Genomic DNA, 14,799 nt, shown 5'->3' on the forward strand with positions numbered 1-14,799 from the left:
TGTTAGTCCTGCTTACACCGGTTGGCAGAAATCGTCGCTGGCCGCGCGTTGCCGGGGGTTCCAATAATCGGTCACCAGGCCCGCACAAAGACGGGCCGCTCTTTTGGAGCCTGACAATGATTGCATTCACGGTTAACGGCGAACGACGCGAGCTGGATGAGGCGTCCCCCTCCATGCCCTTGTTATGGGTGCTGCGTGATCAGTTGAAACTCACCGGCACCAAGTTCGGTTGCGGCATGGGCCTGTGCGGTGCCTGCACCGTGCACCTGAACGGCGTCGCGGTGCGTTCCTGCCAGTTGCCGCTGGCCGCCGTCGCGGGCCACAGCATCACCACCATCGAGGGCCTGTCGCCCAGCGAAAACCATCCGCTGCAACTGGCCTGGGTCGCCGAAGATGTGCCGCAATGCGGCTACTGTCAATCCGGGCAGATCATGTCCGCCGCCGCACTGCTCAACACCGGCGCACCGGTCAACGATGACTCGATCCGCAACGCGATGTCCGGGAATATCTGCCGTTGCGGCACTTACGGGCGCATCAACAAAGCGATCAAACGTGCGGCGAATGCGCCGAAGGAGGCGTGATGAGCCTCATCGACGGCACGCTTCATGAACCCTCGCGCCGAGTGTTTCTCAAGCAGGCGGTGACGGTGGCGTCCGGTCTGGCGATTGCGCTGTACCTGCCTTCCGGTGCGGCGGCGACTGAAGCGAAAACCTCGGCCACTGAATTCGAACCCAACGCCTGGGTGCGCGTGCTGCCCGACGGCACGGTGAAACTGGTGGTGCACAAGCACGATTCCGGCACCGGCACCCAGACGGCTTTGGCCGCGTGCGTGGCCGAGGAACTGGACGTGAACCCGATGACGGTGCAGGTCATCACCCCGGAAGATCCGTTCTTCGAAACCTACATTCATCCGGTCTGGAAAGTCTTCTCCACCGGCGGCAGCACCAGTGTGTCGCTGGAGTACGATCGCTTGCGCATGGCTGGCGCCACGGCGCGGGTGCTGCTGATCAGTGCGGCGGCGCAGCAGTGGAAAGTCAGCCCCGACAGTTGCTCTACCGAGGAAGGTCGGGTCGTGCATGCATCGAGCAAACGCAGCCTCGGCTACGGCGAACTGGCCGGCGCGGCGGCGCATCTGCCGGCACCGACGAACGTCACGCTGAAGGATCCGGCGCAGTTCAAATACATCGGCAAGTTGCGCCACAAACGCGATGCGGCGGCCAAGGTTTGCGGGCGTTTCAAGTACAGCATCGACGTGCAGTTGCCGGGGATGCTGGTGGCAGTGATTCAGCGCGCACCGGTGGTGGGCGCGAAGGTTGTCGCCGTGGATTCGGCGGCAGCCTTGCAGGTGCCTGGCGTGCGCAAGGTGATCGCTATTCCCGGTCGGCCGGACGTGCTCGGTGGCAACCTCGAAGGCGTCGCGGTACTGGCCGAAACGTTCTGGGCCGCGCAACAGGGACGCAAGCTGCTGGAGATCAAATGGAGCGATTCCCCGCTGGCCGGCTTCGACAGCGCCGATCTGGCCAGGGCGCAGATCGCAGCGATCAGCGACCCGGCAACGCAAACCGTCAAAGCCATGGCCCAGGGCGATGTCGCGGGACGATGGCCGGGTGCGGCGAAGCTGCTCGAAGCCGATTACACCATGCCCTACAAGGTGCAGAACCCGCTGGAGCCGATCTGCATCACCGCGCAGCTCAAGGACAAGGCAATCACCTACTGGGGTGGCGTGCAGGTGCCGTCGTCGGCGCTGGAAGCGGCGCAAACCGTGTGCGGCATCGGCAAGGAAAAAGTCACCATTCATGAGCTGGTGTCCGGTGGCAGCTTCGGTGCGCGGGAAGCCAAATACTGGTTGTTCGAGGTCGCGTATCTGGCGCAGAAGACCGGCGTGCCGGTGAAACTGCTCAACAGCCGCGAAGACGAGATGCACGCGCTGTTCAATCACCCGGCCACGCTGCATCGGGTAAAAGGCGCGCTGGATGCCCAAGGCAAACTCACCGCGCTGCAACTGCACGCGGTGTCGCCTGCCTCGCCGGAACAGTGGGAGCCGGGCTATTTCGAGCGTCCGGATCACATGGATTACAGCACCACCGAAGCGATCACCGCGTGGGACTTCGCCTACCGTCCGCCGCACCTGGAGCTGAACTGGGTCAAACACGAAAGCAACGTGCCCAGCGGTTGGTATCGCTCGGTGAGCTTCATTCCCAACGTGTTCGCCGTGGAAAGCTTCATGGATGAACTGGCCCACGCGGCCGGTGAAGATCCGTTGGCATTCCGGCTGGTCAACATGCAGGAGCGGCCACGGCATGTGGCGGTGCTGAAGCAGGCCGCTGAACGCGCCGGTTGGGGCCAGAAACTGCCGCCGGACACGGCGCTGGGGATCGCCACCAATCAGGGCTACACCAGTTTCATCGCCGTGGTGGCGCGGGTCGCGAAAGTGGACGACAAGGTGCGGGTCGAGAAGCTGACCTGTGTGGTCGATTGCGGTCTGGCGGTGTCGCCCGGCGGGGTCGAGGAGCAGATTTACGGTGGACTGATGTGGGGCCTCGGCCACGCGCTATTCGATCGTCTCGACATCCAGCAGGGCAGAGTGGTGCAGAGCAATTTCCACGATTATCGCGTCACCCGCATGTCGGACATGCCGCCGGTGGACATCCTCGTGCTCGACGGCCAGCCGGACAAACCGGGCGGCGTCGGGGAGCTGGGCAGCCCGTCGGTGGTTCCGGCGATTGCCAATGCGCTGTTCAGCCTGACCGGGGTGCGTCAGCGTTCCACGCCACTGAACCTGGGGTAAGTCGCCATGGACCTGCGTTTGCTGCGGTACTTCATGGCCCTGGCCGATGAGTTGCACTTCGGTCGCGCCGCCGAACGGCTGCACATCTGCCAGCCGCCGCTGAGCCAGCAGATCCGTTTGCTGGAGGAAGAACTCGGCACGCCGCTGTTCGAGCGCAGCCACCATCGGGTCGAGCTGACAGCGGCGGGGCAGATGCTCAAGGAGCAGGCGCCGCTGGTGTTCGAACAACTCGAACGGGCGCTGGACCTGACCCGCCAGACCGGGCGCGGGCAACTGGGCGAGCTGGAAATCGGCATGATCAGTTCGGTGATGGTCGGCGTGCTGCCCAAGGCGCTGCACCTGTTTCGCGAGCGCTATCCGCAGGTGACCTGGCGTTTGCATGAAATGACCCCGGCGGCCCAGGTCAAGGCGTTGAAGGAAAAACGCATCGACGCCTGCGTGTTCCGCGTCGGTTATGACGACCCGCAATTGCGCAATGAATTGCTGATCCATGAACCGATCCATGTGGTGATGCCGCAGGATCACCCGCTGGCCCGACGCGAGGTGCTGGCGCCGGCTGATCTGGCGCAGGAGCCGTTTGTGGCGCTGGAATTGAAGCAGTCGCGGTTCGCCAATTTTCTCTATCAGTGCTGCATTCAGGCCGGGTTCACTCCGCAGATCCGCCAGCAGGTGATCGAGGTGCAGACCTTGCTCAGTCTGGTTCGCGCCGGGTTTGGCGTGGCGCTGTTACCCGCATCGATCGAGCAGTTGGCTCCCGCCGGACTGGTGTTCCGGCGCCTGACCCCGGCGCTGCCGCAAGTGCCGCTGTACGCGACGTATCGGGCGGACGATGCCTCGCCGGTGCTCAAGCTGTTTCTCGATACGCTGCGCGAGCTGGTCGATCACTCATCGCGGTAATCAGGGACAAAGTTGCCCGGCACGATCACAACCGCCTGCGGTCGTAAACTTCACATGCGCGAACTTGTGGAGAACCAATGAGCCGGGACGTCCTGACCACCGAAACCAATCGCCGTCAGTTGCAGCAGATCATTGCCGGGCTGTCCGACGGGGTGATTCTGCTGGAGCTCGACCAGACGATTCTCTGGGCCAACGAAGCCGCGCTGGCGATGCATGGCGTCAGCCGGATCGGCGAGCTGGGCAACAACGCCGGGGAATACGTCGAGCGCTTCAACCTGCGGTATCGCAACAACCACACATTGACGCCGGAGCAATACCCGATCAGCCGTGTGGCGACCGGGGAAACATTCAGTGATGTGCTGGTGGAGGTTTCCTCGCGCAGCGATGAAGAACGTACCTGGGTGCACAGCGTGCGCAGCATGGTGCTGACCGATCGCGACGGCGACATCGAGTCGCTGGTGCTGATCATGAGCGACGTCACCGACTGGGCCAACGCCGAGCAGCGCTTCGAAAAAACCTTCAACGCCAACCCGGCGCCGGCGGTGATCTGCCGCCTCAGCGATCTGCGTTACATCAAGGTCAATCCGGGTTTTCTGGAAATGACCGGCTACACCCGCGATCAGGTGATCGGCGTTTCGACCTATGAGCTGGATATTCTCGAACAGGCCGAGCGCAAGGACCTGGCGATCCAGCGCCTGCGCGATGTCGCGACGATCCCGCAGATGCAGGCCGAGCTGCGATTGCCGGACGGTGGCATTAAACAGGTGATCGTCGCGGGGCAGCCGCTGGTGCTCAATGACGAGGATTGCATGCTGTTTTCGTTTGTCGACATGGAGCTCAGGCATAAGGCCGAAGTCGCCCTGCGCCAGAGTGAAGAGCGGTTCGCCAAGGCCTTTCGCCTGACGCCGGTACCGATCCTGATTTGCAGCGCCGATGAGCAGCGGCTGATCGACGTCAATCAGGCCTTTCTCGATACCCTGGCTTACGAGAGCGACGACGTGCTCGGCAAGACCGTCGCGCAACTGGACTTCATCGATGAACCGGCGGAACGCGCCCGGTTACTGGCGGCACTGGAGAAAACCGGCCGCGTTGACCGCGTCGATATGCGGATCCGCAGGAAAGACGCCGAGCTGCTGGAGTGCGCGATGTCCGCCGACACCGTCAACATCCAGGACGCGGTGTGCTATCTGCTGGTGCTGATGGACATCACCGAGCGCAAGCGCACCGAGCTTGAGCTGGTGGCGGCGATTGAAGAGGTGATGAAGGATGCATCCTGGTTCAGTCGGACGTTGATCGAAAAGCTGGCCAATGTGAAGAAGGTCAACTCGCCGCAGCTGCCGAGCGTGTCGTTCACCGATCTGACGGCCCGGGAGCGTGATGTGTTGGCGCTGATCTGTGAGGGGCTGGCGGACAAGGAGATTGCTGCGCGGCTGAAGCTGGCGCCGAACACGGTGCGCAATCATGTGGCGACGGTGTATTCGAAGCTGGATGTGCACAGTCGAAGCGAGGCGATTGTCTGGGCTCGGGAGCGTGGGTTGTTTTCGGGGGGCGGTCGGGGGCAGCGGTAAGGTGCAAATGCACTAGTTTATGGGGTGCAAATTCGGGTGTTTGATCGGGCGGGGTGTTCTTAGTCTGTTGAGGTGCGATGCATTTTTTTGGTGATCGTGTCTTTTTGGAACCTGCTAAATGGATCAGCCCTTTATGAATGTGTTGTCGGTTTTTGAGTCTGGTTGTGTGGAGCTGGCGCGATGATTTATCTGGCGCAGTTGCGGGCTCGGCTTGAGCGTAGTTTTTCGCCGTTGGCTTGTGAGTGTGTGGTGGATGGGGATCATTCGCTGACTGTGAAGCTTTATGAGCCGGTTTCGGGGCGGGTGGATCTGGTGATTAGTGGGTTGAGTCTTGGTGCCTTGCGAACTCCAGAGGCGGTGGATGCTTTGATTGGTGAGTTGCGGTATGAGCTTGAGAGTAATTCTTTGCGCTCGCCCAGTTGAGCTTGGCGGCCTTTGGGCCGACCATGCTGTTTTTGGGTTTGGGTGTGTATCCGTTTCTTCGGGTGTTGCGGCTGGCGGTTCCGCTCTTACAGCGGGTCACTTTTGGCAAACGCCCCAAAAGTAACCAAAAGGTCTTTGCCCTGACGTTCGGCACCTCGCTTTGGCTCGGTGTTCCTTCGCTCCGGGATTGATCCGGGGGGCATCGCCTACGGTTTGCTTCGCTGCACCTCCTCTCGATGTGTTTGGCTTCGCCAAACGGTCGCTTCGCTCCCACCCCCGGATCAATCCCTCCACTCAGCCTGCCGACGGGCCCTGCGATCAAAAGCGGTACTCGAGCTAACGCTCATCGTGGTGAGTGGTGAAGAGCACGAAGCCGACGTGTGTGCTCTTCAAAACCTGAGTTCGCCTCGATGGTTCAGGTCGATGTATCTCGAATCAACAACCCCGTAGGCTCCCTCTCCCTCTGGGAGAGGGCTGGGGTGAGGGCTGGATCTTGAGGCTGTCCTCGATTTGTCAGAATCCACGATCCAATCAACAACTCCGCCCAAAATCGACAGCCAATCCCCCCCCAATCCCACCATTTCACTGGCACTCACCCCCCACTGGTCTATAAGGAATGAGTGGTTCGGTTTCCATAACCGGGCGTTGTCCTGCTCGGCGACGGGAGTTTTCTTCCATTCATCGCGGGTCATCCTATGAACAATCCTGGGAAACGCGTGTGTTTTTCGTTGTTGTCGGCTTTCGGTCTGGTGCTGCTCAGTGGTTGCGCCAGTCCTCCACCCCCTCCGCCGGCAGCACCGCCTCCGCCGCCTGAGCGGACTTGTCAGGTCATGGAAAATACCGAGGTCGCCGGTGATGCGTATGCCGACGGGCAAGTGACTCGACACATCACCAAGACCCGTTGCGTCACTCAATAAGCCGGGCGCCTGTGAAGGCGCGGGTCGAGTGGATTGTGCTGGTGGCCGATCTGGTCGGCACGGCGGTGTTTGCGGTTGAAGGCGCGATTGCGGCGATGCGCAGTCAGCTTGATCTGCTCGGGGTGATGGTGATTGCGTTCATCGTTGCGCTCGGTGGCGGGGTGACGCGTGATCTGTTGATCGGTGCGACGCCGCCCAAGGCTGTGGCGGACTGGCGCTATCCGGCGCTGGCGTTTGCCATGGGCGGGGTGGCATTTGTTTTTCATGAGCGGGTGCTGGGCTGGTCTGGTTCGACGCTGATCGTGCTGGATGCGGCGGGGCTGGCGTTGTTTGCGGTGGCCGGGGCGCAGAAGGCGTTGAATTTCGGGATCTCGCCGTTTGTGGCCATGCTGATGGGCACGATTACCGGGGTCGGCGGCGGGGTGCTGCGTGACATTGTGCTGGCGCGGGTGCCGGTGGTGTTGCAGGCGGATCTGTATGCCAGTTCGGCGTTTGTCGGTGCGGCGGTGTTGATTGTCGGGCGCAGGCTGGGTGTGCCGCCGGTGGCGGCTGCGTTGCTGGCGGGGGCGGCGTGTTTGTTGTTGCGGTTGTTGTCGGTGCATTTTGGCTGGCAGTTGCCGAAGGTGCTGGAGGCATGAAAAAGGCAGCCCTTGGGCTGCCTTTTGTTTTGCGTCAGAAGCGGATCAGGACAGGAAACCGCCGTCCACGTTCAGCGATACGCCGGTGGTGTAGCTCGAGGCATCGCTCGCCAGGTACAGCACGGCGCCGGCCATTTCGCTCGGGTCGGCTACGCGCTTGAGCGGGATCTGCGTCAGGGCCTGTTTCAGGATGGCGTCGTTCTTCACCAGGGCCGAGGCGAATTTGGTGTCGGTGAGGCCCGGCAGCAGGGCGTTGCAGCGGATGCCGAATTGCGCGCATTCCTTGGCGAAGACTTTGGTCATGTTGATCACGGCGGCTTTGGTCACCGAGTAGATGCCCTGGAAGATCCCCGGCGAAATGCCGTTGATCGACGCCACGTTGATGATGCTGCCGCCGCCGTTTTCGCGCATCAGTTTGCCGGCTTCCACCGACATGAAGAAGTAGCCGCGAATGTTCACGTCGACGGTTTTCTGGAAGGCGCCGAGGTCGGTGTCCAGCACGTTGCAGAACTGCGGGTTGGTCGCGGCGTTGTTGACCAGGATGTCCAGGCGCCCGAACTGTTCCTTGATCCCGGCGAAGACCTGGCTGATCTGTTCCATTTCGCCGATGTGGCAGGCGATCGCTGTGGCCTTGCCGCCGGCGGCGATGATGGCGTCGGCCACGTGCTGGCAGCCTTCGAGTTTGCGGCTCGAAACGATGACGTGGGCCCCTTGCTGGGCCAGCAGTTTGGCGATGGCTTCACCGATGCCACGGCTGGCGCCGGAGACGAAAGCGATCTTGCCGTCGAGGTCGAACAACTGAGTCTTGGACATGGGATTCCCTTGTAGTAAGCCTTGTTATAACGCCGTCATCAGAGGCTGGATTTGGCAATGACCTGCAGGCTCATCTGCTCCAGCAGTTTGTTCATGTGAATGAACTGCGCGAAGCGTTTGTCCTGGGTCTGGCCATGGAAGAAGCGGTAGTAGATCTGCTGCACGATGCCGGCCAGGCGGAACAGGCCGTAGGTGTAGTAGAAGTCGAAATTGTCGATCTGGATGCCCGAACGCTCGGCGTAGTAGTCGACGAATTCGCGGCGGGTCAGCATGCCCGGCGCGTGGCTTGGCTGGCGGCGCATCAGTTGCACCGGTGCCGGGTCGTCGGCCTGGATCCAGTAGGCGAGGGTGTTGCCCAGGTCCATCAGCGGATCGCCGAGGGTGGTCAGTTCCCAGTCGAGCACGCCGATGATCTGCATCGGGTTTTTCGGGTCGAGGATGACGTTGTCGAAGCGGTAGTCGTTGTGCACGATGCTGGAGGTCGGGTGATCGGCCGGCATCTTGTCGTTGAGCCAGGCTTTGACCTGTTCCCAGTGCGGTGCGTCCGGGGTCAGGGCTTTTTCGTAACGCTCGCTCCAGCCTTTGATCTGGCGGGCGACGTAGCCTTCCGGTTTGCCCAGATCGCCGAGGCCGCAGGCGTTGTAATCGACGCGGTGCAGTTCGACGAAACGGTCGATGAAGCTCTTGCACAGGGCTTCGGTTTTGGCCGGGTCGAGGCCCAGTTCCGGCGGCAGGTCCGAGCGCAGGATGATGCCCTTGACCCGTTCCATCACGTAGAACTCGGCGCCGATCACCGAATCGTCGGTGCAGTGCACGTAGGCTTTCGGGCAATACGGGAAGCCGTCGCGCAACTGGTTGAGAATGCGGAATTCGCGGCCCATGTCGTGGGCGGACTTGGCCTTGTGGCCGAACGGCGGACGACGCAGGACGAATTCCTGGTCCGGGTATTCCAGCAGGTAGGTCAGGTTCGACGCGCCACCGGGAAACTGGCTGATCTGCGGCGTGCCGGTCAGGCCCGGAATGTTCGCCTTGAGGTACGGATCGATCAGGCTGGCATCGAGTTCTTCGCCGGAGCGGATACGGGTGGACTGGTCAGTAAGCGCCATGCTTATCCCTTCTGCTTATTTTGGAGGCCAGACATCATTGGCTAATCTAATGGCGCGCTCGGGTCGTCACAAGCGCGGTTCGGTCTTATAGGTTAGCGTGTTGGACGATAATCACCTTTGGGAATGTGCGCGGCGGGCCGCTGGCGACTAAGGTTTAGCGCGTATGCCTTGTTCACGAAGGAGCTTTGAAATGGGCTGCCCGCAAGTCTGTGCCAGCGCCACCCTGCAATGCAGTTTCGGCGCCGCACCGGCGGTGCTCAACGTGCTGCCGGTCAACCGCACGCTGACCGGCGGGATGCCGGCGGCGAACATCATGGATCACATTCCGCTGGTCAACGTCACCACGTTCGGCATGTGCATGAGCATGGCCAACCCGATGGTCGCCGCAGCCACGGCTGCGGCGCTGGGCGTCTTGACGCCTATGCCGTGCATTCCCGCCACCGCCACGCCGTGGATCCCCGGCGGTGCGCCGACCCTGCTGCTGGGCGGGATGCCGGCGATCGATGCCAACAGCACGTTGATGTGCAACTGGGCAGGGGTGATCAAGATCGTGATGCCGGGGCAGATGCAGATGTTGATTCCCTGAGCTTCTTCGCTTGTCGTTAAATCCATGGCCCTCACCCCAGCCCTCCCGAAACGTCGGACCGCCCGGAGGGAGAGGGAGCCGACCGAGGTGTCATTCGGCTTACATCGACCTGATCGACCGAGCGATTATGGATTCAGCGCAAATCTTTCACGTCGGTGGAACTCGCCAATATTCCCGGATCGGTTCCCTCTCCCTTCGGGAGAGGGCTAGGGTGAGGGGGCTTTTCAGGCCTGCTGCGGATCCGTCCATTTGCGAAACCACCAGCGCACCCGGGAAATCGGTTTGCCATCGGCATCCAGCGGCCGCCCGTCCTCGGCAAACCCTTGCTCCGGTTCCATCAACTGCCCATTCAGATAACGCGCATCCACCGCCGGCTTGCCGTTGGGATGAAAGCGCTGATAGCGCCCCTCACGCACGCCATCGCGATAGAACTCGGCCTCCGCCACTTGCCCGTCCGGAAAGTAATTGAACGCCTCGCCATGCAACAACCCGCGCCGATAGCTGGCCTTGCGCTGCAGCCAGCCCTCGGGCGCGTAGAAACTGGCAATGCCTTGCAGCTTGTTACGCACAAACGGCATCTGCGCCGAAACCTTGCCATTGGGGTGATAGAGCAGGGACGTGCCCTGCAATTCGCCCTGGCTGTAATTCAGATCCGCCTGCGGGCGCCCGTCATCCTTGATGTTCAACGGGCCGTCGAGCTGGCCGTCCTGCAATCGCCCCTTGAGGTGTTTGTCATCCTGCTGCAGATCCAGTGGTGTGATCGCCATGGCTTCTCCTTGTCAGTTGACCTGCACCAGCCCGCCCTTGATGGTCAGCATGCCGCCGCCGTCCACGGTCTGTGAGGCAGCGCCCTTGTTGGTCAGGCTGATGCCGGCGTCGTTGGTCAGCGTGGTTCCGGCCTTGTTGTCCAGCGAAGTGCCGGCCTGATTGGTCATGGCGGTGCCGGCCTTCTGGGTGATCGAAGTGCTGGCCGAAGTCGCCAGATCTGCATCGCTCTTGATCGTGAAACTGCCGCCGCTTTGCAGGGTGAGGGTGCCGCTGACCTTGATCGTCAGGTTGCCGTCCACCGTCAGGCTGTAATCGCCGGTGACCTTGTCGGTGTAGTTGCCGCCGGTGCTGTGGTTCTGGTCGGCGCCGACTTTCACGGTGCGGCTGTCCTTCACATCGAGGCTGTCGCTGCCGGTCTGGATCGTGACGCTGCGTTTGCCCTTCTCCAGCGTCACGGTTTCATCGCCGTCCTTGACCGTGCGGGTACGAGCGTTCTGCACCGTGAGGGTTTCGTCGTGGCCGACCGTGGCGGTGGTGTCGTTGAGCACGTTGATCTTCAGATCTTTCTGCGCTTGCAGGAACACCTCTTCGGCGTCCTTCTTGTCCTCAAAACGCAGTTCGTTGAAACCACCGCCACCCTTGGACGATTGGGTCTTGATTCCGGATTGGGTCTGGTTGGCGGGCAAGGCATAGGGCAGGGCGTTATCACCGTTGTACACGCAACCGGTGACCAGCGGCCGGTCCGGATCCCCGTCGATGAAGGTCACGATGACTTCCTGACCGATCCGCGGCACGAACTGCATGCCGAAGCCCTTGCCGCTCCACGGCAGCACCACGCGCACCCAGCAGGAACTGGTTTCGTCATTCTTGCCGTCGCGATCCCACGGGAATTGCAACTTGATCCGGCCGTATTCGTCGGTCCAGATTTCCTCGCCGGACTTGCCGACTACGATGGCGGTCTGCGGGTGCATGCGCGGTTTGGGCGTGAGGCGTTGCGGACGAAACGGCGTGGCCTTGGGGATCGCCTCGAAGCGATTGCGATAGCTTTCGTGGCTGGCGTCATGGGTCACCCGAGTGACGACCCAGTCGATGTTCAGGCTCGCGTCTTCGTGGCCGTCGAGGGTGAACCAGTGGCCTGGAATCAGCCAGCGGCAGTCGCTTTCGCCAACAAAGCGTTTCTCTTCACTGCGAAGCCCGTCTACCCGTTGTTTGGTCAATGCATCGCCTCGAGCCTTGGCGTTGTAACCGCCGGGATGCTCGTAGATCGAACGCGGTCCGGCCACGGCTTCGGCCTGGCCATAGAGTGAAGTGGTCGGCGTGGTGAACTCGTAATCCGTCGCCTTGTACACCCCGGCCACCGCTTGCAGACACACCTGGCCTGAGCGGATGCCGTGCAGCTCGCGCTCACCCAATTGCTGACCCAGATACTTGACCTTCGGCCCGTTGGGAATCTGTACGAAGGCGTCGTTGCTGTCGCCCAGCACCAGCGTGTGTTTGCCGTCTTGATGGGTAAAAAACCAGAAGATGCCTTCCTCCTCCAGCAGGCGCGAGACGAAGGCGAAATCGGTTTCTCCGTACTGCACGCAGTATTCACGTGGGGTGTAACTGCCGGTCAGTGAGAGTTTGAAATCGGTGAAACCGTGAGCTTTGAAGATTGTGGTGACGATGTCGGAGGTGGTGAGGTTCTGGAATACGCGGTTGTTGCTGGCCAGGGTCAACCACCAGAGCCACGGTCTTAAAACCAACTGATAGCGCTCGGCGGTGGCATCGGCAGGCAGTTGGCGAATTTCAGCGACCAAGGCATCGAACGGGCGCAATTGAGCGTCGTTGTGCAGGGTGGTGGTGACGTGGGTGGCAACGGCGCTGGTGAGGGTGAGCGAGGTACCGTCATTCAATCCGTTGAGGGTTTGAACGCCGAGGTTGTTCAGGGTTTCCTCACCGGAGAGCGACTCAGGGTAAAGCGCCGACAGCGAGGTGGCGGTGAGGGAGAGCGTAGTGTTGCTGTCGGTGGAGCGGGGCATCCGCATTGCCTCCGATCAAGAATTCGCAAAAACAAGTTGTGAGGATGCGATGCCATGTTGAACTTTGATGACCTGCATTGGCGTCCCGTGGGGGCAGCTCCATCCATTGAGTGAGTCAGATACTTTTTTCAAATATTTTTTCTTGACGCTGACAAACACCATGACCCGATCGCGGCTGTCCGTCTGTGCGCGGATCACACTGGAGGTAAATATCCAGGACTGAGTTTTTCGCTGTTCGGGTCTGGAGCCAATGAGTGTTTGATAGACGGTTTCACGAACATTGAATCGGCCGATTTCATTGGTATTGCAGGCAGCGATCAGTGTGACCGCGCGCTCAGGAGGGCTCAGCCTTATCTCGTGTTCGAGTGTCGGGAAAATATCGAAGCTCATAGTCACCTCACGATGCCCAGCAGCCTTGGGCGACATGTTTCGGGCTACCTTCGTGAAACTTGTACACGCCGTTGAGAATATAGAGCGGTCCAGTGTTCCAGCCTTCACCGTGCTCCGTCAAAACCCGATATATCAATGGGTAATTCAACTTTCCAGGTGCTTCTGCGTAGAAAAAGTCGATTCGTAAAGATTCCGGGCAGGGAAGCGGGCAGTAAGGATTGTTGGCAGCCCCGGATGTCGAACCACCGGGTGCAACTTGCGCAACCAAGTAGCGCGAGGTGTCGTACTGTGCGGTGACTTGATACACAAACTCGATCCCGGGATTCTTCTTTACGTACTCGTAAACCATGGCTTCGTACTCATACATGATTGGATGGTTGCTACCTTCGGTCAGTGTTACCAGATTCCGAAGATCGGTTCCGCTGCCGCCCAGCTTGTTTCCAATCAGATGCCCTCGTTGATGATGTTCCGGGCAAGTACCGGACACGAATCCCGGTGGTCGCAAGGACTGATCCGGACCCGAGCCGCCGGTCATGTTGGTCGATGTCAAAGTTGCCTTTGCATAAAGAGGCACCGTGACGTTGCTACCGTTTACGTTGACAGTGGTGGATTTGTATTCCGGATTCAATGGCATTGGCGTTAGTCCCGTTAAAGGCCTGCAATCTTGAAAATTTACCAATAGGCTTGCTGCTCTCCTGAAGGGGACGGATTTATTTGTTTCGCATAAATAAATCTGTCCCCTTAAATCCCCTAAATCCCCTGAACGTAGACGTTGGCGACTCTGTTGTGATGGGCTGACCAGCCTCAAGTGAATTCCATGAGTTCTTCTTCTGCGCTTGTCGTGACCTTGCCGGCGCCTTCATACACCGTTTTGAAAACAGTGAAGTCAGTCGAGGAAAAAACGTGGGGGGAGAACTTTGGCGCCGCCCAATTGGTAGGTGATTGTCGTTGTGGTCGCAAATTACCGAATTCAGCTTCGTTTGGAAAAGAAGGATCAATCTGATTCGCCGACAGCGTTTTAACCTTGCTGAACCAGGCGCTGCACTTTGCGCATGCGGCTTTTTTACCGCCCAGATTTCCCTTGATAACGGGTTTGAAGCCACTGCCGATAATCAAAGCTCGCATCAGCGAAATTTCCGCATGGTAGCCATCATTCTCTACATATTGCAGGGCATGCGGTGTTGGAGGAGTGTTGGTTATTTTTGTTATCGGGCTCAGCACCACCGTACGTGGCAATGGTTTCTGCTCTTTGAATGCCTTGACCAAATTCAATAGGTTATTGAGTTGTTTGGTGTTGAGGCGGGGGTTGTAGGTCAATTCAAGAATTTTTTCGGCGACCTTTGCCTTTTCCTCCGCGGTCTTGCTGGGCATGTTGGTAACGTAAAGTTTGGTGTCAGGAATGATCGGCGCGCGATCGAGAAACTTCCATCTGACCAGTTTGGAGTTTTCGTCTGTCGCCCAATTGCCATTTTTATTACCAACCTGATTGCTCTTCAGCCAGCTTTCCTGCAACTCGTATTCCGGGATGTTCTGATTGATCACTCGGTCCGTTTCCGAGAACAACACATGGAGAATTCTGGCCGCTTCCATGAGTGCATTACTACCACCGGGGTGTATGGCGGTTAGAAGCACCTCACAGGCGGCAATCAATGACTCGCCATTTTTGTTCGCTGCAACATAAATGGTACTTTCACCAGGGTGAGTGTAGGCCTGTACCTCTTCCGGGCTCTTGGTGGTGACATGCTGCCCGATGACACCCAGCACAACACTGAGGATGCAGAGATGGTTGGGATTGTGCGGTGACAAAACGTTGATAACAGGTCTCTGTTGAGGCGCGCTGGGTAACGGCATTCCATTAACTCCTGTATTTTTTTAGCTTTCAAT

14 protein-coding genes are annotated in these 14,799 nt (G+C 59.8%); 7 read left to right on the forward strand and 7 right to left on the reverse strand.

The genetic code is table 11. The features are described from left to right. Window positions 1-116: 116 nt before the first annotated feature. The 6 genes from CAF74_RS08860 (at window position 117) to CAF74_RS08890 (ending at window position 7,231) form a co-directional block, all read left to right on the forward strand. The gene (locus tag CAF74_RS08860) at window positions 117-581 is read left to right on the forward strand and encodes a (2Fe-2S)-binding protein (protein WP_085602752.1); all 465 of its coding nucleotides are present in this window, start codon (window positions 117-119) and stop codon (window positions 579-581) included. Continuing rightward, window positions 581-2,788: a xanthine dehydrogenase family protein molybdopterin-binding subunit gene (locus CAF74_RS08865; protein ID WP_085746090.1), complete on the forward strand. Its 2,208-nt coding sequence runs from the start codon at window positions 581-583 to the stop codon at window positions 2,786-2,788. The genes CAF74_RS08860 and CAF74_RS08865 overlap by 1 nt, the downstream gene beginning before the upstream one ends. 6 nt (window positions 2,789-2,794) lie before the next feature. Further along, window positions 2,795-3,685: a LysR family transcriptional regulator gene (locus CAF74_RS08870; RefSeq protein WP_011334794.1), complete on the forward strand. Its 891-nt coding sequence runs from the start codon at window positions 2,795-2,797 to the stop codon at window positions 3,683-3,685. 77 nt (window positions 3,686-3,762) lie between these two features. Beyond that, window positions 3,763-5,253, forward strand: a complete 1,491-nt coding sequence (locus CAF74_RS08875; RefSeq protein ID WP_085746091.1) for a helix-turn-helix transcriptional regulator — start codon at window positions 3,763-3,765, stop codon at window positions 5,251-5,253. 180 nt (window positions 5,254-5,433) lie between these two features. Continuing rightward, window positions 5,434-5,676, forward strand: a complete 243-nt coding sequence (locus tag CAF74_RS08880) for a DUF1652 domain-containing protein (RefSeq protein WP_084776931.1) — start codon at window positions 5,434-5,436, stop codon at window positions 5,674-5,676. A gap of 901 nt (window positions 5,677-6,577) precedes the next feature. Further along, window positions 6,578-7,231 (forward strand): trimeric intracellular cation channel family protein, encoded by a 654-nt coding sequence (locus CAF74_RS08890; protein ID WP_256578363.1) that lies wholly within the window; start codon window positions 6,578-6,580, stop codon window positions 7,229-7,231. A gap of 45 nt (window positions 7,232-7,276) precedes the next feature. Here the strand turns inward: CAF74_RS08890 and CAF74_RS08895 are convergent, their stop codons facing one another. Then, window positions 7,277-8,044 carry an SDR family oxidoreductase gene (locus CAF74_RS08895; RefSeq protein ID WP_064380507.1) on the reverse strand — a complete coding sequence of 256 codons (768 nt, stop codon included), beginning with the start codon at window positions 8,042-8,044 and terminating at the stop codon, window positions 7,277-7,279. 38 nt (window positions 8,045-8,082) lie between these two features. Continuing rightward, the gene (locus CAF74_RS08900) at window positions 8,083-9,150 is read right to left on the reverse strand and encodes a phosphotransferase family protein (protein WP_085746093.1); all 1,068 of its coding nucleotides are present in this window, start codon (window positions 9,148-9,150) and stop codon (window positions 8,083-8,085) included. Between the two features lie 190 nt (window positions 9,151-9,340). Between CAF74_RS08900 and CAF74_RS08905 the strand changes: the two genes are divergently transcribed. Then, on the forward strand, window positions 9,341-9,736 hold the full coding sequence (locus tag CAF74_RS08905) for a DUF4280 domain-containing protein (RefSeq protein ID WP_007958887.1): 396 nt from the start codon (window positions 9,341-9,343) through the stop codon (window positions 9,734-9,736). 224 nt (window positions 9,737-9,960) lie between these two features. On the opposite strand, the gene CAF74_RS08910 is transcribed toward CAF74_RS08905, so the two are convergent. From CAF74_RS08910 to CAF74_RS08930, 5 genes are all read right to left on the reverse strand, one after another. Continuing rightward, window positions 9,961-10,503 (reverse strand): toxin-antitoxin system YwqK family antitoxin, encoded by a 543-nt coding sequence (locus CAF74_RS08910; protein WP_085746094.1) that lies wholly within the window; start codon window positions 10,501-10,503, stop codon window positions 9,961-9,963. Window positions 10,504-10,515: 12 nt separating this feature from the next. Then, a complete protein-coding gene (gene tssI / locus CAF74_RS08915; RefSeq protein ID WP_085746095.1) occupies window positions 10,516-12,525 on the reverse strand; it encodes a type VI secretion system tip protein VgrG in 2,010 nt (669 codons plus the stop codon). A gap of 15 nt (window positions 12,526-12,540) precedes the next feature. Further along, complete coding sequence (locus CAF74_RS08920) at window positions 12,541-12,951, reverse strand: hypothetical protein (protein ID WP_045121883.1); 411 nt, start codon at window positions 12,949-12,951, stop codon at window positions 12,541-12,543. Further along, entirely contained in the window at window positions 12,923-13,549 is a 627-nt protein-coding gene (locus CAF74_RS08925; protein ID WP_007958878.1) for a DNA/RNA non-specific endonuclease, read from the reverse strand. Before CAF74_RS08925 ends, CAF74_RS08920 begins: the two co-directional genes overlap by 29 nt. A 170-nt stretch (window positions 13,550-13,719) precedes the next feature. Continuing rightward, window positions 13,720-14,766, reverse strand: a complete 1,047-nt coding sequence (locus tag CAF74_RS08930; RefSeq protein ID WP_085746096.1) for a hypothetical protein — start codon at window positions 14,764-14,766, stop codon at window positions 13,720-13,722. Window positions 14,767-14,799 lie beyond the last annotated feature (33 nt).

The organism is Pseudomonas sp. R45(2017) (assembly GCF_002112305.1).
GTDB classification, from domain to species: Bacteria; Pseudomonadota; Gammaproteobacteria; order Pseudomonadales; family Pseudomonadaceae; genus Aquipseudomonas; species Aquipseudomonas paraglycinae.

Coding starts and splice junctions, on each gene's coding strand:
- CAF74_RS08860 (WP_085602752.1), top strand. CDS start 117: ATGATTGCATTCACGGTTAACGGCGAACGACGCGAGCTGGATGAGGCG.
- CAF74_RS08865 (WP_085746090.1), top strand. CDS start 581: ATGAGCCTCATCGACGGCACGCTTCATGAACCCTCGCGCCGAGTGTTT.
- CAF74_RS08870 (WP_011334794.1), top strand. CDS start 2,795: ATGGACCTGCGTTTGCTGCGGTACTTCATGGCCCTGGCCGATGAGTTG.
- CAF74_RS08875 (WP_085746091.1), top strand. CDS start 3,763: ATGAGCCGGGACGTCCTGACCACCGAAACCAATCGCCGTCAGTTGCAG.
- CAF74_RS08880 (WP_084776931.1), top strand. CDS start 5,434: ATGATTTATCTGGCGCAGTTGCGGGCTCGGCTTGAGCGTAGTTTTTCG.
- CAF74_RS08895 (WP_064380507.1), bottom strand. CDS start 8,044: ATGTCCAAGACTCAGTTGTTCGACCTCGACGGCAAGATCGCTTTCGTC.
- CAF74_RS08900 (WP_085746093.1), bottom strand. CDS start 9,150: ATGGCGCTTACTGACCAGTCCACCCGTATCCGCTCCGGCGAAGAACTC.
- CAF74_RS08905 (WP_007958887.1), top strand. CDS start 9,341: ATGGGCTGCCCGCAAGTCTGTGCCAGCGCCACCCTGCAATGCAGTTTC.
- CAF74_RS08910 (WP_085746094.1), bottom strand. CDS start 10,503: ATGGCGATCACACCACTGGATCTGCAGCAGGATGACAAACACCTCAAG.
- tssI (WP_085746095.1), bottom strand. CDS start 12,525: ATGCCCCGCTCCACCGACAGCAACACTACGCTCTCCCTCACCGCCACC.
- CAF74_RS08920 (WP_045121883.1), bottom strand. CDS start 12,951: ATGTCGCCCAAGGCTGCTGGGCATCGTGAGGTGACTATGAGCTTCGAT.
- CAF74_RS08925 (WP_007958878.1), bottom strand. CDS start 13,549: ATGCCATTGAATCCGGAATACAAATCCACCACTGTCAACGTAAACGGT.
- CAF74_RS08930 (WP_085746096.1), bottom strand. CDS start 14,766: ATGCCGTTACCCAGCGCGCCTCAACAGAGACCTGTTATCAACGTTTTG.